Source organism: Paraburkholderia fungorum, from assembly GCF_046027605.1.
GTDB lineage: Bacteria > Pseudomonadota > Gammaproteobacteria > Burkholderiales > Burkholderiaceae > Paraburkholderia > Paraburkholderia fungorum_F.
Genome location: NZ_JAQQEF010000002.1, coordinates 240,721 through 262,466 on the forward strand (window position 1 = coordinate 240,721; position 21,746 = coordinate 262,466).

13 protein-coding genes and 1 pseudogene are annotated in these 21,746 nt (G+C 66.3%); 10 read left to right on the forward strand and 4 right to left on the reverse strand.

Annotated features, from left to right (window positions below; genetic code table 11):
- The first annotated feature begins 75 nt into the window (after positions 1 to 75).
- Positions 76 to 10,113: an AIDA repeat-containing protein gene (locus tag PQR53_RS04465; RefSeq protein WP_408451373.1), complete on the forward strand. Its 10,038-nt coding sequence runs from the start codon at positions 76 to 78 to the stop codon at positions 10,111 to 10,113.
- Between the two features lie 37 nt (positions 10,114 to 10,150).
- On the opposite strand, the gene PQR53_RS04470 is transcribed toward PQR53_RS04465, so the two are convergent.
- On the reverse strand, positions 10,151 to 10,717 hold the full coding sequence (locus PQR53_RS04470; protein WP_408451374.1) for a helix-turn-helix domain-containing protein: 567 nt from the start codon (positions 10,715 to 10,717) through the stop codon (positions 10,151 to 10,153).
- Positions 10,718 to 10,974: 257 nt separating this feature from the next.
- On the opposite strand from PQR53_RS04470, the gene PQR53_RS04475 reads away from it, so the two are divergent.
- The 6 genes and pseudogenes from PQR53_RS04475 (at position 10,975) to PQR53_RS04500 (ending at position 15,637) form a co-directional block, all read left to right on the forward strand.
- Positions 10,975 to 12,345 carry an LLM class flavin-dependent oxidoreductase gene (locus PQR53_RS04475; protein WP_408451375.1) on the forward strand — a complete coding sequence of 457 codons (1,371 nt, stop codon included), beginning with the start codon at positions 10,975 to 10,977 and terminating at the stop codon, positions 12,343 to 12,345.
- 90 nt (positions 12,346 to 12,435) lie between these two features.
- A complete protein-coding gene (locus PQR53_RS04480; RefSeq protein ID WP_408451376.1) occupies positions 12,436 to 12,939 on the forward strand; it encodes a flavin reductase in 504 nt (167 codons plus the stop codon).
- A gap of 13 nt (positions 12,940 to 12,952) precedes the next feature.
- Positions 12,953 to 14,227, forward strand: coding sequence for an MFS transporter (locus PQR53_RS04485; RefSeq protein WP_408451377.1), 1,275 nt, complete (start codon positions 12,953 to 12,955; stop codon positions 14,225 to 14,227).
- A 50-nt stretch (positions 14,228 to 14,277) separates the two neighbouring features.
- A pseudogene (locus PQR53_RS04490) lies at positions 14,278 to 14,439 on the forward strand (amidohydrolase); the annotation flags it as partial.
- Positions 14,440 to 14,522: 83 nt separating this feature from the next.
- A complete protein-coding gene (locus tag PQR53_RS04495) occupies positions 14,523 to 15,293 on the forward strand; it encodes an AraC family transcriptional regulator (protein WP_408451378.1) in 771 nt (256 codons plus the stop codon).
- A gap of 14 nt (positions 15,294 to 15,307) precedes the next feature.
- Positions 15,308 to 15,637: a hypothetical protein gene (locus tag PQR53_RS04500; RefSeq protein WP_179740848.1), complete on the forward strand. Its 330-nt coding sequence runs from the start codon at positions 15,308 to 15,310 to the stop codon at positions 15,635 to 15,637.
- Between the two features lie 32 nt (positions 15,638 to 15,669).
- On the opposite strand, the gene PQR53_RS04505 is transcribed toward PQR53_RS04500, so the two are convergent.
- The 3 genes from PQR53_RS04505 to PQR53_RS04515 all read right to left on the reverse strand — a co-directional run bounded on the left by PQR53_RS04505 (position 15,670) and on the right by PQR53_RS04515 (position 18,473).
- Positions 15,670 to 15,930, reverse strand: coding sequence for a hypothetical protein (locus tag PQR53_RS04505; protein WP_408451379.1), 261 nt, complete (start codon positions 15,928 to 15,930; stop codon positions 15,670 to 15,672).
- A 156-nt stretch (positions 15,931 to 16,086) separates the two neighbouring features.
- Positions 16,087 to 16,419 (reverse strand): hypothetical protein, encoded by a 333-nt coding sequence (locus tag PQR53_RS04510; RefSeq protein ID WP_179740850.1) that lies wholly within the window; start codon positions 16,417 to 16,419, stop codon positions 16,087 to 16,089.
- Between the two features lie 170 nt (positions 16,420 to 16,589).
- Positions 16,590 to 18,473 carry a bifunctional sugar phosphate isomerase/epimerase/4-hydroxyphenylpyruvate dioxygenase family protein gene (locus PQR53_RS04515; protein ID WP_408451380.1) on the reverse strand — a complete coding sequence of 628 codons (1,884 nt, stop codon included), beginning with the start codon at positions 18,471 to 18,473 and terminating at the stop codon, positions 16,590 to 16,592.
- 326 nt (positions 18,474 to 18,799) lie between these two features.
- Between PQR53_RS04515 and aroQ the strand changes: the two genes are divergently transcribed.
- Genes aroQ through PQR53_RS04530 form a run of 3 tightly spaced genes read left to right on the forward strand, consistent with a single transcriptional unit; the run spans position 18,800 to position 21,606 of the window.
- Complete coding sequence (gene aroQ / locus PQR53_RS04520; protein ID WP_408451381.1) at positions 18,800 to 19,255, forward strand: type II 3-dehydroquinate dehydratase; 456 nt, start codon at positions 18,800 to 18,802, stop codon at positions 19,253 to 19,255.
- The gene (locus PQR53_RS04525; protein WP_408451382.1) at positions 19,252 to 20,157 is read left to right on the forward strand and encodes a shikimate dehydrogenase; all 906 of its coding nucleotides are present in this window, start codon (positions 19,252 to 19,254) and stop codon (positions 20,155 to 20,157) included. The genes aroQ and PQR53_RS04525 overlap by 4 nt, the downstream gene beginning before the upstream one ends.
- Positions 20,158 to 20,217: 60 nt before the next feature.
- Complete coding sequence (locus tag PQR53_RS04530; RefSeq protein ID WP_408451383.1) at positions 20,218 to 21,606, forward strand: MFS transporter; 1,389 nt, start codon at positions 20,218 to 20,220, stop codon at positions 21,604 to 21,606.
- Positions 21,607 to 21,746: the final 140 nt, after the last annotated feature.

A 21,746-nucleotide genomic window follows, 5' to 3' on the forward strand; every position in this document is an offset into this window, starting at 1 on the left:
ACGGATACCACGAGAGACCTTCGTTGCCTCGCGCCACGCTTGCGCGAGGCAACGACATAACCGCACGTTCCAACCATGAAGCCGATCACTTTTCGCCGTAAATTCTGCCTCCACGTCTTCGGTAGCCGCAGAAGCCGTGTTTCGCGCCTGCTCGCGGGCCTGTTTTCGCTCGTCGGCATGCACGCGGTCATGGCGTCGCCCGCACCCACCACCTACACCGCGAACGTCACGAGCGGCGTGACCGTCTCCAACGAGTCGGTGACGAGTGGGCAGCAAAACGTGAGCGCATTTGGCCACACCACCGACGTATCGGTGAGCGACGGCGGCGTGCAGAACGTCGCGTCGGCGGGCACGACGTTGCGGACCACCGTGAACGATGGCGGCTTGCAGATCGTCGCCGGCTCCGCAACCTCGACAACGATCAACGCGGGCGGCAGCCAGACGGTGCTCGGCAACGGGTTCGCGCCGGCGATCATGATGGGCGGCAACACGAACGTCGCATTAACGCCCGTTATCGGCGGCTCGGCGACCTTGTCGACGGTGTATGGCACGCAGACCGTGAGCTCGGGCGGCCTCGCCATTTCGTCGACGATCGAAAACGGCGGCGTGCAGGACGTGCTTTTTCGCGGCATCGCCTCGGCCACCACGGTCCTGAACGGCGGCACCCAGGACGTCGCTGCGGGCGGCCGCGCCGCGGGCGTGACGGTCTCGGCGGGCGGCAGCGCGGTGATCGAGGCCGGGGCGACGGTCACGGGCCTCGTGCTTTCGTCGGGTTCGGTGCTGTCGGCGAACACCTCGGGCACGATCTCCGGTACCAACGCGGACGGCTCCTCACTCAGCGTGACCGGCGGCGTCGCCACCCACGTCGTGCTGACCAGCGGCAGCGAACTCGACGTGTTGAACAGCGACAGCTCGAGCGGTACGGTCGTCAGCGCGGGCGGCACGGAAGTCGTGAGCAGCGGCGGCACCACCGCTGGCACGCAGGTGCTCGGCGGCACACAGAACGTCAACGGCGGCACCACGGTCGGGACGCTCGTGACGAGTGGCGGCGTGCAGAACCTCAACGACGACAGCCTGGACCTCTTCGCGACGGTGACGAGCGGCGCCACACAGATCGTGACAACGTTGAGCGAGGCCAATTCGGCCGCCGTCAACTCGGGCGGCACGCAGATCGTCTCGGCCACTGGCGTGGCCACGGCGACCTCGGTCGGCAACGGCGGCAGCCAGATCGTCGCGGGCGGCGAGGCCGCAGGCACCCTGGTCAATTCGGGCGGCAGCGTCACTGTCTCGAGCGGCGGCGTGCTGTTCGCCGCGAACATCAACGCCGGCGCCTCGGCCAACATTCTTGCCGGCGGCAGCGCAACGGGCTCGTTTCTGAGCGGCTCGTATCCTTTCTTCGCGTCGCAGACCGTAGCGGGCGTCGAAAACAACACAGTGGTCGGCCCTGCCTCGACCGACACAGTGCTCGCGGGCGGCGTCGCGAATTCGACGACCGTGAGCGGCACCTACGCGACACAGACAGTGAACTCCGGCGGCGCGACCAACCATGCTGTGGTGTCGACCGGCGGCACCGTGGACGTGCGCGCGGGCGGCCACGCCTCGGCGGCGACCATCAATTCGGGTGGCACGCTCAATATCGAATCGGGCGCGACGGCAATCGGCGTCGTGCAGAACGCGGGTGGCGGCCTCGTCGCGACGACCTCGTCGACGCTGACCTCGGGCACCAACACGCGTACGGACGGCACCGGCTTCTCGATTTTCGACAACGTCGCCTCGCACGCGCAGATCGTGGGCACGGGTCATTTGAGCGTGCTCGCGGGCGGTTTCGCGGTGGACACCATGTACTCGGCGGGCGGCATTTTAGAGGTGGACACTAACGGCACAGCCGGCGATATCGTGCAAGGCGAGGGCGGCCAGCTCGTCACCAATACTTCGGCGACCATCGTCGGCGCACAGACCAGCGACGGCCGTACGTTCTACGTTTCGAACAACGTGGCCTCGGGCGTGATGCTCGACGGCGGCGCGGCCAAACTCACGGTCAACAGCGGCGGCTTCGCGAGCAACACACTGCTCGCGGCCGGCACGCTGGAAGTCGACGCGGGCGGCTCGGCGGATAGCGTCGTGCAGAGCTCGGGCGGCGCGCTCATCACCAATACCTCGGCGACCATCACGAACGGGCAAAACCGCATTGACGCTTTCACGGTATCCAACAACCTCGCCAGCAACGTCGTGCTCGAGAACAACGGTAGCCTGACGGTACTCAACGGCGGCTCGGCCACGTCGACCACGGTCGGCATGTACGGCAACACCACCGTCAACAGCGGCGGCGTCGCCACCTCGACGACGGTCGCCAACAGCGGCCGCCTCGAAGTCGACGCGGGCGCGCTTGCTGACACCGTGAGCATTGCGTCGGGTGGCGCGCTCGTCACCAACACGTCGGCGACCATCATCAACGCGTCGAACTCGATCGGCACGTTCACGATCAGCGGCAACTACGCCTCCAACGTCATCGCCGAGGACGGCGGCAAACTGACGGTGCTCGCCGGCGGCACGGCCAGCGCGACCTCGGTCGGCAGCGGCGGCAACCTCACGGTCTCGGGCGGCGTTGCCCAGGACGCGACGATCAACGCGTGGGGCACGGCCGTGGTGAGCGGCGGCATGCTCAACAACGCGATTGTCAACAACTCGGGCACGCTCACCGCAACCGGCGGCGTGACGAGCAACGCGACCGTCAACGCAGGCGGCATCGTCAACGTGCAGGGAACGGGCGTCACCAGCGATACGCAGCTCGAAAGCGGCGGGCTCGAGCGCGTCTACGGCGGCACGGCGGTCGGCACGATCGTCTCGACGGGTGCGACCGATATGATTTACAGCGGCCAGACCAGCGGCACCGTGATCGCGGGCGGCGCGCAGACGATCTCCGGCGGCACGACCCACGACACCGTCTTCAACAGCGGTTCGCTGACTGTGTCGGGCGGCGTTGCCTCGGGCACGCAGGCCGCGGCCGGTACGACCGTCAACGTGGTCGGCGGCACGACGGTGGGCACGCTACTCTCGAGCGGCGCGAACGAAACCGTGACGAGCGGCGCGGCGAGCGGCACCGTGATCAGCAGCGGCGCGACCCAGTCGATCAGTCAATACGCCCGCGCCTCGGGCACGCAGATCCAGAGCGGTGGCGTCGAAAACGTGAGCGGTGCGAGCGTCGGCGCGATGGTGTCGGCGGGCGGCAGCCAGACTGTCAACGGCAGCGCGGCCAGCACGACCTCGGCGACGGTTCTCGCCGGCGGCACGGTCACGCTCGCCAACAGCGCGTCGGCCAGCGGCGTGCAGCTCGACGGCGGCGCGCTGCGCGTCTCGGCAGGGACGTCGGCGACGCACACCGGCGTTTCGTCGGGCGGCAGCCTGTCGATTCTCGCCGGCGGCTCGGGCAGCTTGAACTCGGTCGGCTCGGGTGGCACCGAAATCGTCGCAAACGGCGGCGTGACGACCCGCGACACGATTTCCGGCGGCACCCAGTCCGTTCAAGCAGGCGGCGTGGCCAACGCCGCGACGATCACGGCAGACGGCGAACAGGACGTGCTGGCGGGCGCGCTGGCGAGCGGCACCACGGTCTCGTCGGGCGGCTTGCAGAACGTGAGCGGCGGCGTCGCGAGCGGTACCTCGGTGAGGGGCGGCACGCAGTCGATCGTCTCGGGCGGGCTCGCTTCGGGCACGACGATTTATAGCGGCGACCAACAGGTGAGCGCGGGTGGTCTCGCGAGCGGCACCAACATCCTCGGCGGCACGCAGGAGGTGCAGGCAGGAGGCCACGCGAGCGGCAGCACGGTGCAGAACGGCGGCACGATTGCCGTTTCGTCGGGCGGCGCACTCTCGGGCGTGACGATGAACTCGGGCGGCGCGCTCACGCTGAGTGCGGGCGGCTCGGCACTCGGTGTCAATGAACAGAACGGCTCGATTCTCACCGCCGACACCGCCGGCCTGCTCTCGGGCACCGGCCCGAACGGCTCGTCGTTCCGGATCAGCGGCAACGTCGCGTCGGGCGTGCAGGTCATGAACGGCGGCCAGCTCACCGTGCTCTCGGGGGGCTCATCGATCGGCACCGTGGTGGGCAGTGCGGGTCAGGAAACCGTGCAGACGGGTGCCGTGACGAGCGGCGCGAGCGTGCAGGCATCCGGCCTGCAGAGCGTGGCAGCCGGCGCGCAGTCCGTCTCGGCGACGATCGCGGGCGAACAGGATGTTGACGGCAGCGCGACCGGCACGGTGGTCGCCGCGGGCGGCAATCAGTACGTGAACGCGGACGGCGTGGCGTCGGGCACGGTCGTCCAGGCGGCGGGTTCGATGACGATTTCGGCAGGCGGCTCGGCTGCCGACGCCGTGATCTCGGGCGGCACGCAAACCGTCCAGGCAGGCGCGACGGCGGCCGGCACGGTGATCCAGTCGGGCGAGCAGGACGTGAACGGCTCGGCGACCGGAACGGTGGTGAGCGGCGGCGCGCAGAACGTGAGCGCGGGCGGCACGGCTGCCGGCACGCAGATCTACGCGAACGGTACGCAGAACGTGGCGGGCGGCACGGCGAGCTCGGCGGTGGTTCACTCGGGCGGCACGCAGCTCGTCAGCGACAACGGCGAGGCGGGTGGCACGCAGGTGCTCTCGGGCGCTGTCGTGAGCGCGGTGGCGGGCGGCACGCTCGATGGCGCGGTGATCTCGGGCGGCGGCGTGGCACGCCTCGGCGACGGCGGCGTGTCGAACTCGGCGTCGGTACTCTCGGGTGGCACGCAGGCCGTGCTCTCGGGCGGCCAGGCCAACACGACGACCGTTGCGGGCGGCGGCCGGCTCGACGTCCAGACGGGCGGCAGCGCGGGCTCGGCTTCGGTGGCGAGCGGCGGCACGCTGGCGGTGTCGGCGGGTGCGACGGCCACGGACGTCGATCAGTCGGCGGGCGCGGCGCTCGTCACGGACACGGGCGCGAACGTCAGCGGTCAAAACGCCAATGGCCAGTTCTCGATTGCGAACAACGTCGCGAGCAACGTGGTCGTTGAGAACGGCGGCTCGCTGAATGTGGCTTCGGGCGGCAGCGCCGACGCCACGCAAGTGGGCGCGAACGGCGTGCAGAGCGTCGCCTCGGGCGGCGCGGCGAGCGGCACGCAGGTGCGCTCGGGCGGCGCGGAAAACGTCGCGCAAGGCGGTAGCACGAGCGGCACGACGGTGTTCTCGGGCGGCTCGCAAACAGTCGACGCAGGCGCTGTCGCGAGCGGCTCGGTCCTTTCGGGCGGCATGCAAAATGTTTCGGGCAGCGCGGTGGGCACGCTCGTCGCGGACGGCGGTGAGCAGGCGCTGTATGGCGGCGCGAGCGCGACCAGCACGAGCGTTGGCTCGGGCGGCCAGCAGACTCTGTACGGTGGCGTGGCGAGCGGCACCACGGTGGCCAGCGGTGGCGCGCAGGGCGTGATGGCGGGCAGCGCGCTGGGCACGGTGCTGAGCGGAGGCATTCAGGTCGTCGGCCTTGCCGGCACGGCGAGCGGCACGCTGGTGGGTGACGGTGGCATGCAGTACGTCCTGTCCGGTGGCACGGCCTCGGATACCGACGTGCAGTCGGGCGGTGGCCAGCATGTCGGCGTGAACGGCGGGGTCTCGGGCACGCATATCGAAGGCGGCGCGGCGCAGACTGTCGATGCGGGCGGCGTCGCCTCGGCCAGCACTGTCGACGCAGGCGCGACCCAGGTGGTCTCGGGCGCGGTCTACGGCACGGTGCTCTCGGGTACGCAGACGCTTTACGGATCGGCATCGGGCACGACCGTCGCGGGTTCGGGCGCGTTGCAAACGGTGATGGCGGGCGGCTCGGCGACGGGCGGCAGCGTCGACGGCGGCGGCGTGCAGAGCATCGCAGCCGGCGGCCGCGCCGATGGCGCGACGATCGGCGCGAGCGGCACGCAGAATGTCTCCGGCGTGGCCTCGGGCACCGTCGTGTCGGGCGGTGCGCAGAACATCGCGGCAGGCGGCTCGGCGAGTGGCACGAGCTTCGACAGCGGCACGCAGACGGTGCTCGGCACGGCGACGGGCACGACACTCGTCAACGCGACGCAGAACGTCAGCGCGGGCGGCGTGGCGGATGCGACCAGCGTGGGCAGTGGCTCATTGCAGACGGTTGCGAGCGCGGCCTCGGCGAGCGGCACGAACGTCGGCGCGGGCGGCCAGCAAAGCGTGCAGTCGGGCGGCTCCGCGACCACCACGACGCTGGCCTCGGGCGCGCAGCTCACGCTGCAGGGCGGCGGCACGGTCGATGGTCTCAACCAGCAGGCGGGTGCGACGCTCGTCGCGGATACGTCGGGCACGATTCTGAACGGCAGTAACGCGTCAGGTGCGTTCTTGGTGCAGAACAACGTCGCTTCGGGCGTGCTCGCGGAGAATGGCGGCAGCTTCACGGTGCTTTCGGGCGGCAGCGCGTTCGGTGACTTCGTCGGCAGCGGCGGCACGGAAACCGTCGCGGCAGGCGGTATGGCGAGCGGCACCTCTGTCAATGGCGGTACGCAGACGGTGGCGGGTACCGCGAGCGGCACGATGGTTGGCGCGGGTGGTACGCAGAACGTGGCAGCGGGCGGTGTGGCTGACGCCACCTCGGTCAGCAACGGCGGTGCCATGCAGGTCGCGGGTGTGGCAAGCGGCACGCTGGTCGGGTCGGCAGGCACGGTTGCGGTCGGCTCAGGTGGCCAGGCGCTGGCCACGCAGATTGGCAACGGCGGCGCGGTCACGGTGTCGGCGGGCGGTCTGGCCTCGGGCAGCCTGCTCACCAGCGGCGCCACGCAGACGGTGTCCTTGGGCGGTGCCGCGAGCGGCACGCAGGTCGGCGCGGGCGCACTCGAAACGGTCGCCGCAGGCGGCATGGCGAGCGGCACGGCCGTCTCAGGCGGCGGTTTGCAAAGCGTGCAGTCGGGCGGCATCGCGGCGGGCACGCAGGTGCTTTCGGGCGGCATCCAGGACGTCGCGGCCGGTGGTAGCGCAGTGTCGACCATGGTCTCGGGCGGCGGCCTGCAAACCGTGCAGACGGGCGGCACGGCGATCGATACGACGGTGGCGAGCGGCGGTGTCCAGAACGTCGCGTCGGGCGGCACGGTGAGCGGCACGGTGGTGAGCGCGGGTGGCGTGCAGAATGTGTCGTCCGGTGGCAATGCGGGCTCGGTCACGCTCGGCAGCGGCGGCACGCAGTATGTGTCGTCGGGCGGCGTGGCGAACAGCGCGAGCGTCACTAGCGGTGGCACGCAGATCGTCCTCGATAACGGGTCGACGAGCGGCACGGCGGTCTCCAGCGGCGGTAGCCAGGCGGTCTCGTCGGGCGGCAATGCGACGGGTTCGGTCGTGTCGAGCGGCGGTACGCAAACCGTGGCCTCGGGCGGCCAGGCGAGCGGCACGCAGGTGCTGAGCGGCGGTCAGATCACAGTGTCGAGCGGCGGCGCGGCGGGCAGCGTCACGGTGTCGAGCGGCGGCTCGGCGACGGTCACGAGCGCGGGCAGCGCGACCATCGCGCAAGGCGGGGGCGCGGCCTTCATCGGCAACACCTCGGCGACGGTGAGCGGCAGCAACGCCAACGGCTCGTTCCAGGTGTCGGGCAACGCAGCGTCGAATGTGCTGGTTGAGAACGGCGGCGCGTTCACGGTGCTGTCGGGCGGCGTCGCGAGCGGCACGCACGTGAGCACGGGCGGCGCGGAAATCGTCTCCGCGGGCGGTCTTGCGCGCGGCTCGCTGATCGCGGGCGGCACGCAGACGGTGTCGACGGGCGGCACGGCGATGAGCGCGACGATCAGCGGCACGGGCGTGCAGCAGGTCGCGGCGGGCGGCAGCGCGCAGAACACGCTGGTGTCCTCGGGCGGCACGCAGACGGTGGCGGGCACCGCCAGCGGCACAACCGTCGCAGGCGGCGCGCAGAATCTGTCCTCGGGCGGCGTGGCGCAGAACACCGTGGTCTCCAGCGGCGGTGAGCAGCATGTGAGCTCGGGCGGCCTCGCCAGCTCGACGACGCTCGCCACGGGCGGCACACAGACGCTGCATGAAGGCGGGGTCGCAAGCACGACCGTCGTCAACAGCGGCGGCACGCAGAACGTGCTGGGCGGCGGCACGGCCAACGACACGACAGTCAACGCCGGCGGCCTCCAGTATGTGGACGGTGTGGTCGAAGGCTTCGCTAACAACACCGTGGTCAACAGCGGCGGCGTGCAGCAGGTCGCGTTCGGCGGCACGGCCACCGGCACGACGGTGAGCGGCGGTGGTCTGCAAGAAGTGCAGGCCGATGCCATCGCCAACCAGACGCTGCTGGCGGGCGGCACGCAAGTGGTGAGCTCGGGCGGCACGGCGAGCGCCACCATCGTCGATGCGGGCGGCGTGCAGCTGGTGCATTCGGGCAGCACGGTCTCGAACACGGTGGTCAACAGCGGCGGCACGCTGACCGGCGACGGCGACGTGGCCGGTGTGACGGTCTCGACCGGCGGTCTGGTGAAGAACCTCGCGAGCGCGAGCCTCGGTATCGTCGACGACGGCGGCACCGTGCAGGTCGACACGGGCACCGCGGCCAACGTCGCGGTGAACGCGAGCGGCACGCTGTTCGGCAGCGGCACGCTGACCGGCAACGCCGCGATCAACGCGGGCGGCACGCTCGCGGCGACGACGCCGGGCAGCACGCTGCACATCACGGGCAAGCTCGCGATGAACGACGGCTCGACCTTCGTGGTCGGCGCGAACGCCGCGGGCCAGGTGGGTAGCGTGGCCGTGGCGGGCGACGTCGATCTCGTGTCGAGCGGCGCCAATGGCGGCGCGAAGGTCGTCGTCAACGCCGGCCCCGACGCGTGGAAACCGAACACGACGGCCGCGATCCTGACTTACACGGGCACGCGCACCGGCGAATTCGCGGGCGTCTCCACCGACTACGCGTATCTTGCGCCGACGCTCAGCTACGCCGGCCAGGAAGTGGACCTGACGCTGAACATCGCGTCGATGTTCTGGCAGACGGGGCAGTTCTCGGGCTTCGGGCTCGTCGGTCAGAACCAGAATCAGCTACAGGTGGCGAGCGCGCTCAACCGCATCTACGCGGGCGGCGCGGGAGGCAACGCGATCACCGACAAGCTGCTGATGGAATCGACGGCCGGCGCGCGCGCCGCGCTCACGGAAATGGCCGGCGACGAAGCGGCGAACCTGCTGCGCGTCGCGCGTCAGAACACCGAGGCGTTCCAGAACGCCGTCGGCGACCGCCTCACGGCGGCGGCGATGACGCGTCCGTCGAACGATCTGTGGGCGCAGGTGCGATACGGCCAGGCGCACAACTCGGGCGACGCGTCGCAGGGCAGCTCACCGCTCGACGTGCGCACGAGTTCGCTGACGATCGGTTACGACCGTGTGGTGCTGCGCGACGTTCGCGTGGGGGTCGCCGTCGATACGGACTACAGCGACCTCGGCTTCAACGAGCCGGGTGCGAGCGGTCATGCGAATGGCTGGCAGGCGCTCATCTACGGTGCGTGGACGCCGGCGGCTCAACCGTTCTACGCGCGGGCGATGCTCGGCACGGGACGCTGGAGCAACGCGGTCAACCGCGCGGTGGCATTCAGCGATCTGTCCGGCAATCCGCAGGGCAGCGTGCAGACGCAATCGACGACGGCCTATGCCGAAGGCGGCCTGAGCCTGCATCTGCGCGACGACATGACGTTGCAGCCGTATCTGGGCGTGCGCTTCGGCCACTACGGCCAGGCGGGCTACGGGGAGAGCGGCGGCAACCTGTTCGACCTCGTCTATCAGGGCACGGGCCAGGCGGCGACCACCGGCGTGGCGGGTGTGCGCTATCTGTTCACGCAGCAGCGCGGCGATGGCGGCACCAACACGTGGGAAGTCGACGCGAACGTGCAGCAGCGCTTTGGCAGCGTGAGCCAGACGGTGAACGCGGCCTTCGCGAGCGCGCCGAACTATGTCTACCAGGCTGGCGGCACGCCGCTCGCGCGCACGATTGGGCATGTGGGGACCGGCGGCGAGTGGGCGATCGGCCATCACGCGTCGGTGTTCGCGCGTGTCTCGGTGGACCTCGGCAATCACGAGCAGAACTACACCGGGGTCGCTGGGCTGAACTGGAAGTGGTAAGGGAGACGCCGAGCCTTTGGCGCTGACGTGTGATCGCCTATCGCCGTACGAGGGCGATCACATAAACACAGGGCTCGGTACCTGGATTAAAAAACGTACACGGTGCCGGCAGGCCGAGTTGAAGGCAATCTCCAACCGCCAATTCATGGGTGAGCTCGCCTTCCTTGAAGCTCAGCGTGCCTTGCCGGACCCAGATCTGCTGATGCTGGAACGCGAAGGCCGACGACGGGTAAGACACGCGCACGCCCGGCGGCAGCGTGACTTCCAGCAACTCCAGCATGCCGCCATTGCGCGGCGATATCGCACGCCGCACATAACCGGTTTCGGGATCCTGCCAGACCGGTTGATCCGCCTCACGGCTCAGCCGCTCCCCGGCTTGCTCTGCCAGCGACAGCAGCATCGACAACTGCAGCCCGAACGCACCGGAAAGACGCCCCAGCAGAGTTGCTGTCGGGCTCGCTTCGCCGCGCTCGATCTTGCTGATCATCGCCTTCGATACGCCTGAACGCTCCGCCAGGTCGCCCAGCGACCAACCGCGCGATTCGCGCTCGAGCCGAACGCGGTTGGCAATGGCGGTGGTGGGATCGGTCAGTTCGCGGTTCATGCGCAATTCACACAGTTCAGGTCCACGAAATTATACAGGCCGGTCGTTTTACGGCTTTCAGCATGGAGCGGTGCACCCGGATCTCGTCGAAACGGCCCGCGTTTTCTCTGTGGCAAGCGTGTTAACACTGACACCAATTTTCTTTTATCGTGGTCTATCGTCTACTATAATAAACGGCATCCGCGAGATGAATTCGCAACCTGCTTGCTATCGCTTGCTATCGCTCGCTATCTTTTCGCCGCTGACGAGGAGTCGACATGCCACGTGAAATCCGTCTGAACGCCTTTGACATGAATTGCGTGGGCCACATCCAGCAGGGAATGTGGACTCACCCGCGCGACCAGTCGAGCCGCTACACCGAACTGAAGTACTGGGTCGACTATGCCAAAACGCTCGAAAAAGGCCTGTTCGACGGCATTTTCTTTGCGGATGTGGTGGGCGTTTATGACGTGTACGGCGGCAACGCGGACGCCGCGCTGCGCAGCGGCGTGCAGGTGCCGGTCAACGACCCGACGCTGGTGATTCCGGCCATGGCCGCCGCGACGGAGCACCTGGGCTTTGGCGTGACGGCGAACCTTATTTATGAACAGCCGTTCCTGTTTGCCCGCCGCATGTCCACGCTCGATCATCTGACGGGCGGCCGGATCGGCTGGAACATCGTCACCGGCTACCTGGACAGCGCGGCACGCGCCATCGGTATCGAAGGGCAGGTCGCGCATGACGATCGTTATGATCTCGCCGATGAATACATGTCGCTGGTCTACAAGCTTTGGGAAGGCAGTTGGGATGACGAAGCAGTGCGCGCCGACCGCGCCGGCGGCGTGTATGCCGACCCGTCGAAGGTGCGTGTGATTCATCATCAGGGCCCCCAATACAAGGTGGACGCCATGCATCTGTGCGCGCCGTCGCCGCAACGCACGCCGGTGCTCTATCAGGCGGGTTCTTCCACACGCGGACGCCGTTTCGCCGCGACGCACGCCGAGTGTGTCTTCGTGAACGGCCAGAAGAAAGAGGCCGTGAAGGAGATCGTCGACGACATCCGCGCGCAAGCCGTGCAGCTCGGCCGTCTCGGTGACGACGTGAAGGTATTCCTTGGCGCCACGCTGATTGTCGGACGCACCGATGCCGAGGCCGAGGCGAAGTTCGAAGAATACCGCCGCTACGTGAGCTCGGAAGGGGCACTGGCGCACGCTGCCGCGTCGCTCGGGATCGACTTCGCGAAATACGACATCGACGAGCCGATCGAGACGGGCAAGAGCCAGGCGATCGTCTCGAACGTCGAGGCGATGACCCGCGCGGCCGGCCCGCAGTGGACGCGCCGCAAGCTGCTCGAACAGATGGTGCTCGGCAGCCGCCAGACGCCGTGGGTCGGCTCGGCCGAACGCATCGCCGATCTGATGATGGCGTGGAGCGAAGAGACCGGCGTGGACGGCTTCAACCTGTCGCGCACGGTTGTCCCCGAGTGCTTCGAGGACGTCATCGATTTGCTCGTCCCGGTTCTGCAGGCACGCGGCGCTTACAAGACCGCGTATGGCGACGGCACGTATCGCGAGAAGCTGTTCGGCCGCGCTCGCCTGCCCGCGACGCACACCGCGGCGCAGTATCGCTCGCCAGGCGCGCAGGGTTGAGGCGTGCCGTATCAGTAACGAAGCAGCGATGAATCAGCAATGCCAGGCGAATGGCACGAACCGATGAAATCCCAGCTAACGGACACCACCATGGTAGATAAAGCGATTTTCCGTGAAGCGATGGCGGGCCTGGGTGCCGCCGTCAACATCATTACGACCGATGGCGCGAGCGGGCTCGCGGGCTGTACCGCGTCGGCGGTATGCGCGGTCACGGACGAACCGCCCACGCTGCTGGTCTGCATCAATCGCGCGAGCCGGAACAACATGGTGATGCGCGAGAACGGCACCCTGTGCGTGAACGTGCTCTCGGCCGATCAGCGCGACGTCGCGCTGCAGTTTGCGACGAAAGACGTGCCGATCGAAACCCGCTTCGCGAGCGCCGTCTGGGATCGTCTGGAAACGGGCGCCCCGGTCTTGCGCGGCGCCGTGAGCGCGCTCGATTGCGAAATTGCTTCAGTCAAGGAAGTGGGCACGCATACGGTGTTCTTCTGCGAAATCAAGGCGGCGCGCACCACCGACGATCGCGATGGCCTGATCTATTTCGGTCGCGGATTTCATCGGGTCGGCACGCTTGCGCCGTCGGTCGCGGCTTGAGCACGGGTCGTTCATGACACGATCTCCCGTGATCAACACGGCCAAACCGAAACCGTCGCCTGGGCACGGCAGGCAGCACGGCACGCAGCGTGGCAAGACAGCGTCACTGATCATCGTCCTGCTCGCGCAGGTGGCGGCGATGGGCGTGTGGTTTTCGTCGACCACCGCGATTGCCGTGATCAAGCTCTCGCACACGATCGCGCCGTTCGAGGAAGCGTTGCTGACGAGCGCCGTGCAATTGGGTTTTGTCGTGGGCACCATCGCTTCGGCCTTGCTCTCGTTGCCGGATCGCTACGATCTGCGGCGCCTGTTCATGGGTTCTGCTCTCACAGCCGCCGTCGCCACGGGTGTGCTGGCGTTATTGCCGCCCACGGGCGGTGCGGTCATCGGCTTGCGTTTTCTGACCGGGATGTGCATGGCCGGTGTTTATCCGGTCGGCATGCGGCTCGTCGCGACATGGGCCAAGGCTGATCTCGGTCTGCTGATCGGCTTGCTGGTGGGCGCGCTGACACTCGGTTCGGCCAGCCCGCATCTGGTCGCCGGCATGCCGGGGCTCGATTGGCACCTGATTTATCTCGTGGCAGCAGGGTTCGCCGCCGTCGCCGCCGCCGCGATCGGCTTCGCGGAGGTTGGCCCCAACATCAAGCGCGCCACTCACATCGACTTGCGCAAGGTTGCCCAGGCATGGCGCGACCCCGCCGTGCGGCTCGTCAATCTCGGGTATCTCGGCCACATGTGGGAGCTCTATGCGATGTGGGCGTGGCTCGGCCTGTTCCTGCAGCAAACGCTCGCCTCGCACGGCATGGTCGATGCGCGCCCCCACGCGGAAGCCCTGACGTTTTGTGTGATCGCGTTCGGCGCGGTGGGTGCGTGGGCCGGCGGCTGGCTCGCGGACCGCGTGGGACGCACCGTCGTCACTATCGGCGCGATGGCGGTGAGCGCGTCATGCGCGGCGGTGATCGGCTGGCTGTCGGATGCGCCCATGCCGGTGCTGATCGCCGTGGCCTTCGTGTGGGGATTCTCGGTCATCGCCGACTCGGCGCAATTTTCCGCCAGCGTGGCGGAGCTTGCCGAGCCGTCCTCGGTGGGCACCTTGCTGACGGCACAGACGTGTGCGGGATTTCTGCTGACGCTCGTGAGTATTCATCTGGTGCCGGACGTTGTCGCGCACCTCGGCTGGAAGGCTGGGCTGGGCATGCTGGCCATCGGCCCGGCGCTCGGCTGTGTCGCCATGTGGCGGCTGCGCGCTCATCCGGACGCGCGCCGGCTGGCGGGCGGCAAGCGCTAGCCGACTCGGCTTCTCTCGTGGGTCGTTGACGGAGAAGTCGATGGCTTCACCTTTCCCCACGGCCGGGGACTTACGTGCTGATTGGCAATGCGCCGCTTGCGGGTACAGCGTCCGGCTTGCATCACCCGTCGTATGACTTCGACGACGAGATCATGCCGGCCGGGGTGCGGTATTGGATCGGCCTGGCGCAGGCGTATTTTTCGCGGCGCTGAAGACCGGGCGCGAATCCGAAGCGGATATTGTCGGCGCCGGCGTGGCCCTATAATCGAGCGCACCGACCACGGAAATCCGCACGATGAACACGCTGGCTCATCCGCTCGAACTGGACGACGCAACCTTGTCCGGCATGTTGTCGCATTTCACGCTGCTCGAGCCCGTGTTCGACGCGATGCCGGACGTCGTGTTCTTCGTCAAGGATATGCACGCGCGCTACGCGCTGGTCAATCGCACGCTGGTCTCGCGCTGTGGCTTCAAGGAAAAAGCCGCGTTACTCGGCAAGACCGCGGAGGATGTCTTCCCGCGCCGCTTCGGCCGCATCTACACGGCACAGGACAAAGCGATCATCAACGTCGGCAACCAGATGATCGATCAACTGGAACTGCACCTGTATCCCGGCCGTCAGCCGGGCTGGTGCCTGACCTGCAAGCAGCCGTTGCGCGATCCGGCGGGCAAGGTGGTCGGGCTCGCCGGCATCTCGCGCGACCTGAAGGCGGACGAGAGCCGTCATCCCGCGTATAGCCGGCTCGCCGCGGTGGTGCAGTCCATCCAGGAAAACTATGTGCAGCCGCTGAATCTGAAGCAGCTTGCTGCGATGGCGGACATGTCGGTGGCGCAACTGGAACGCTACTTTCACAAAGTGTTTCATTTGACGCCGCGCCAGCTGTTGCTGAAAACACGGCTGGATGCGGCCACCGCGCTGCTGGTCTCGCACGACAAAGTCACCGACGTCGCCGCGCTTTGCGGCTACACCGACCACAGCGCCTTCACGCGTCAATTCAAGGCGACCGTCGGCGTCACGCCGACCGAGTACCGCATGCTGCTGCACGGTACCGCTTCGCGCAGCTGAGCGGTCTGCCGCACATGGTTCGTCGCAGGCATCATTACTATGTCTATGTCGTCGCGCTCGACGACAAGGTCTGGAACGAGGCGCGCTTTCGCCGCGCGAATCCGGATTACCGGTTCGACAAGCCGTGCGTGTACGTGGGAATGACGGGACTGGACCCGGATCTGAGATTCGACCGGCACAAGGCCGGCATTCAGGCAAATCGCTATGTGCGCGATTACGGCCTGCGGCTCGTGCCCGAGTTGTATGAAGTGTTCAATCCAATGCCTTACCGCGGCGCACAGGATATGGAGGTGGAATTGGCGATTGGACTACGTGAGGCGGGGTACGGCGTATGGCAAGCGTAAGGTGCGTGCCGGGTGACGGGACAAGTGACCGGTTATTTCACGCCCAGGCCGCGCAGCACGGCATTACCTTCATGCGTCAGACGAATATGCGAGTCGCCCGCGTCGCTTGAGACCGTTTCGATCAAGCCGGCTTCATGAAGCTGCGGAATCTCGGGTTTCGCGGAGGCATCGATCGGTGCGTGCAGCAATAACAGCAGCGTGGCCAACTCGTGATGGCTCAAGAGACGCCGCAGAATCGTGGGCCGCTTTGCCGGCACCGGCGTGTCGTTCGTGTTGTGATCGGGCTGGTTCATTGGGCCGCACCTTGTGCGAGGGTTGTGACGGGTGGATGATGCAGACGAAGACTTAAACGATTCTTAAGAATCATTGTCCTGTAACACCGTGACACGAAGATGGCATGGCAAACCGTTACTTATCGTTACATCCCCCCGATCATTCCGCTGATTACCTTACGGCGCGCAGGTTTTGCTCGCCGCTTCGATCCACAGATTGCCCACGTGACGCTTGCCGGCGTAGAAGCGGTAGGTGGTCGCGCCGTTGTCGCTGCGCACCTTGACGATATTCGAATCGCCGAAGTCGAGCATCTGGCCTTGCGGGATCGCGGTGGATTTGAACGCGGCGTTGTGGCTGGTTGCCACCTGAGTCAGGCAGGCGACCACGTCGTTGACCGAGCGCTGCGTGTTGGTGTCCGTGACGGGCTCCCCGGCATCGGGATTCTTCTGGAAGTACGCGCAAGCGCTGAGAAGGAGGGGAACTGACAGGACTACGGCAAACTTCTTCATATCTCTCCTGGCGTTTCATTCGGCCGACGGAACGTGTGTCGCCCGCATGGGGCAGCGTGCGCGCCGCAGTGGCCGTGGATCAACCGCCATTATATCGGTGCGGCGTGCACGCCTGAGCGGGTGCAGCATGGGCTGTGCCCGATGAGAGGGAAATTGGCGCAGTCCAACCGTTACTTACGGCGCTGCGCCTGCGCCGCGAGCCGCACAGCCGCATTGGCCGCGCCATACCCGTCGTAACCGCCGCGTCGCTCGACAATTTCCAGGAAAAAGCGCTGATCCAGTTGTTCGGTGTAAGCGTGGAAGAACTCGCCGCCGCGTTCGTCGCGGTCGTACAGGATGTTGTGCGCACGCAGCGCCTCGAGCGTCTCGTCGGGCAACGCGTAGCGGGCGGCCAGGTCTTCGTAATAATTACGCGGAATGCGTAACACCGGCAGACCGTCGGCGACGAATTCGGGAATCGCGCTGAAAATGTCGCCGGTGCTGAACGCGACGTGGTTCAGGCCCGAGCCGTGGTAGGTGTGCAATGCTTCGGCCACCGCTGTGTGATGATCCACCGACGCATTCAATATGACGCGCACCGATCCGTCCCGGCTGCGCAGCGCGCGGCTGCGCACGAGCCCGTACGGGTCGGGCACCAGTACGCCTGGCTCGGCCTGAAAGCCAAATGCGGTGCGCAGAAACAGAACCCACGTATCCAGCGAAGGGGCCGGCACCGACAGGCAGACGTGGTCGATCCGCGAAAGCGGCCCTACTTCAGTCGGTCCATTGACGTCGGTCAGCACGAAATCGGCTTCGAACAAGGTGGGCTGGTCCGGTGTTTCGTCGACGAAATAATTCAGGCTGCCGTCGGGCGCCTGAACGGCGGGCAGCACGCGTTCGTTCGGGCCGATCTGACCGGAAAACGGCGCGTAGCCGAACCCGGCGGCGCGCTCGAACGCCTGCCTGGCGTTGTCCACGCGAAACGCCGACGCGCATAGCGACAGACCATGCTGCTGGAAGAAGGCATTGGCGAATGAATCCGGCTCGGCGTTCAGCACGATCGACGCCGCGCCGTGCTGAAACAGCGTCACATCTTTCGAACGATGCTGGCCGGCCTGGCGAAAGCGCAGCTTGCCGAGCCAGTCGACCAGTTGCGCGCGGGTGGTGTGGTCGACCGCGAACTCGAGAAACTGGTAGCCGACGTGCGCGGGCGCGGCGGGCGACTGATAGAGATCGCCGGGCGGCTGCTGCGTGGCGTCAAGCAGCGCGCGAGTCTGTTCCTCGAGGAACAGCAGCGAACGATGACCGTCCGCCGCGGTGATCGTGGTTGGTGCGGCGCGGAAACCGTCGTTGAAAATCTCGAGCGAAAGCGGCCCGCTGTAGCCGGTTTTCACGACCTGCGCGGTGAAACCGGCCAGATCGAAATCGCCCTGGCCCGGGAAGCAGCGGTAATGACGGCTCCATTCGAGCACGTCCATGGCGAGCTTCGGCGCGTCGGCGATTTGCACGAAGGCGATCCGCTCGCCCGGAATCGCGGCAATGCCGTCCACCGTATCGTTTAGCGACAGCGTATGAAAACTGTCGAGCACGAGCCCGAGATTCGGATGATTGACCGCGTTGACGAGCTTCCACGCATGGCGGTAGGTCTTCACATGCTTGCCCCATGCAAGCGCTTCATAGCCGGCGATCACGCCGGCCGCTTCGGCCGCGCGGGCCAGTGCGCCCAACTGGTCGGTCATCAGCGAATCGTCGCCGATGGTGTCGGGCGAGACGTTGCTGCACACCAGAATCCGGTCCGTACCCAGTTCGTGCATCACGTCGAACTTGCGCCTCGCCCGGTCCAGATTGCGTGCGAGACGCTCCGGGCTCACCCCGTCGAAATCGCGGAACGGCTGGAACAGCATGATCTTCAGCCCGAGATCCTCGGCGATGCGCCGCACGTCGGCGGGCGAGCCGTCGAAATACAGCAGGTCGTTCTCGAAGATTTCGACGCCCTCGAAGCCCGCCGCCTGGATGGCGGTCAGCTTCTCGACGAGGGTCCCGCTGATCGACACGGTGGCAATCGAACGTTGCATGAACGGCTCCTGCAAAACAGTGAAACGGCTGTTGGGGCGGCGCGCAGCGGGCGCGATGCCGCGTTCGCATGTCTGACGGGGCGTCATGCTGCAACGCGGAAAATGGTCTAGCTGGTTACCGGAGACTATCTGGACACAGGCAACAAGCGCCTACACACCCCCACACTAACCGAAATTTCCGACAGTTTATACAAACTAACTAGATGGTACAAATTCGTATAAACCCCGAATGACGATTGCCGCCAATGCGCGCACACTGCATTCACGTTGTAGAGCCGCGGCGCGTGGCTCGCTTCATGCCTTACCTTTTTGCAGGAGTGGTCGTCATGAGTTTTGCATCGGTGCTGGTCCTCAACGGACCGAATCTCAACCTGCTCGGCACGCGTGAGCCGGCTATCTATGGCTCGGAAACACTCGACGACGTCGCGAAACTTTGCCGCGACGCGGGCGACCGGCTGGATCTGTCGATCGACTTCTGCCAATCGAACGCTGAACATCAGCTCATCGACTGGCTGCATGCGGCGCGTACCAAGGTCGACGGCATCGTGATCAATCCGGCGGCTTACACGCATACCTCGGTGGCGCTTGCGGACGCGCTCACCGCGATCGAAAAGCCCGTCATCGAGGTGCATATTTCAAACGTGCATCGCCGCGAAGCGTTCCGGCATCACTCGTATGTGTCGGCGGTGGCCGAGGCGATCATCGTCGGTTGCGGCACGCAAGGCTATGTGCTCGCTCTGGAGCGGATGGCGACCATCCTTAAAAATAAGGTGGCTAAATGAACGCACAAGCGCACACCCAGGCGAGCCCAGGCTCCTATTTAGTAGGTCTGATCGGCTCGGGTATCGGCGGATCGCTCACCCCCGCGATGCATGAGGAAGAGGGCGGCAAGCTCGGCCTGCACTACGTGTATCGGCGTATCGATCTGGACGCGTTGAAGCTCGACATCACGGCGCTCGCCGATCTGCTGGTTGCCGCGCAACGCATGGGCTACAACGGACTGAACATCACGTACCCGTGCAAGCAGGCCGTCATTCCATTGCTCGACGAATTGTCCGACGACGCACGCGCCCTCGGCGCGGTCAACACGGTGCTGTTCAAGGACGGTAAGCGTATCGGCCACAACACCGATTGGTCCGGTTTCGCGCGTGCGTTTCAACGCGGGTTGCCGGACGTATCACTGGAGCGCGTCGTGCAGCTGGGCGCGGGCGGCGCGGGCGCGGCGGTCGCGCATGCCGCGCTGACGATGGGCGCGCAAACGCTCACGCTCTTCGACGTGGATGCCGCGCGCGCCGCCGCGCTCGCCGCGGAATTGCAGAAGCGTTTCCCGAACGCCACGGTGAGCGCCGGCAGTTCGCTGAAGGAGGCGCTCGCCGCCGCCAACGGCCTGATTCACGCGACGCCGACCGGCATGGCGAAATTGCCGGGCTTGCCGTTGCCGGTCGAATTGCTGCATCGCGATCTATGGGTCGCGGACATCGTGTATTTTCCGATTCGCACGGCGTTGCTGCAGGCCGCCGAAGCGCTCGGCTGCCGCACGCTGAGCGGCGGCGGGATGGCGGTGTATCAGGCAGTTGACGCAATGCGCATCTTCACAGGGCTCGAACCCGACGCCGAGCGCGTTTACACGCATTTCCAGTCCTTGTTGCCACGCCCCGATGGAAGTCCCGAAGCGGGACGCTAAGCCGGAAGCACGCGCACCCTACATATCCGGTACGAAATCAGACCGAGGAGACAGAACGCCATGCCGCAACCGATCCACTCCACGCCCGCCGACCCGGCAGGCCAAATGAAGGCCACGGTGAGCAGCGCGCGCCGTTCGAAAGCCCGCTACCAGATTCTCTCGCTGCTGGCGGTCGGCACCATGATCAACTATCTGGACCGCACGGTGCTCGGCATCGCGGCGCCGCAGTTGACCAAGGAACTCGGCATCAATGCGGCGCTCATGGGGCTGCTGTTCTCCGTGTTCTCGTGGAGTTATGTGGTGGCGCAGATTCCGGGCGGCCTGTTTCTCGACCGCTTCGGCAGCAAGCTCACGTATTTCCTGTCGATGACGTTCTGGTCGCTGTTCACGCTGGCGCAGGGGCTCGTGCATGGCATCGGCGCGTTGTTCATATTCCGGCTCGGCCTCGGCGTGTCGGAAGCGCCGTGCTTTCCAACCAATAGCCGCGTGGTGGCCACCTGGTTTCCGCAGAGCGAACGCGCGATGGCGACCGGCACGTACACGGTCGGCGAATATATCGGCCTCGCGTTTTTCAGCCCGTTCATGTTCATGCTGATGGGCGCGTTCGGCTGGCGTTCATTGTTCTACGTGGTGGGCGGCGTGGGCCTCGTGTTCGGGGTGATCTGGTGGATGTTCTATCGCGAGCCGAAGGATCATCCGAGCGTGAATCAGGCGGAGCTCGACTATATCGAGGCAGGCGGTGGCCTGACGCATCGGAAGAAGGACGTTGATTCTGCCGCAGCACTGGCTGCAGCGGCTGCGCCGGCTGAAAAGGCCAAAAGCGGCTTCGAATGGCGCACGATCGGACGCCTGCTCAAGCATCGTCAGCTGAGCGGCATCTGCCTCGGCCAGTTCGCCGGCAATTCGACGCTGGTGTTCTTCCTCACCTGGTTCCCCACCTATCTGGCCACCGAACGCCATATGGCGTGGCTGAAGATCGGGTTCTTCGCGATCATGCCGTTCATTGCCGCGTCGATCGGCGTGATGTTCGGCGGCATCTTCTCCGATTGGCTGCTGCGTCGCGGCAAGTCGCCGAACGTGGCGCGCAAGCTGCCGATCATCGCGGGCCTCCTGCTCGCGTCGACGATCATTCTCGCCAACTATGTCGAGAGCAACGTGGTGGTGATCGCGATTCTCTCGGTAGCGTTCTTCGCGCAGGGGATGGCGGCGCTGGGCTGGACGCTGGTATCGGACATCGCGCCCGACGGCCTGCTCGGCGTGACCGGCGGCATCTTCAACTTTGCCGCCAATCTGGCCGGCATCGTCACGCCGCTGGTGGTGGGTTTCATCGTTGCGGCAACCGGTTCGTTTGTCGGTGCGCTGGTGTTCATCGGCGCGATCGCGTTGATCGGTGCACTGTCGTACATTTTTATCGTCGGCGATATCAAGCGGATCGTGCTGGTGGATTGAGCGGCTCAGTGCGCGCAAATGACGTGCATGAATGACGTGCGCAAATGAAAAGCGGGAAGTGGCCAAGCTACTTCCCGCTTTTTTGCTTCAGGCCTCGCTGACTCGAGCTTGCCCGACCTTGCCCGGGCTTGCCTTCAGCC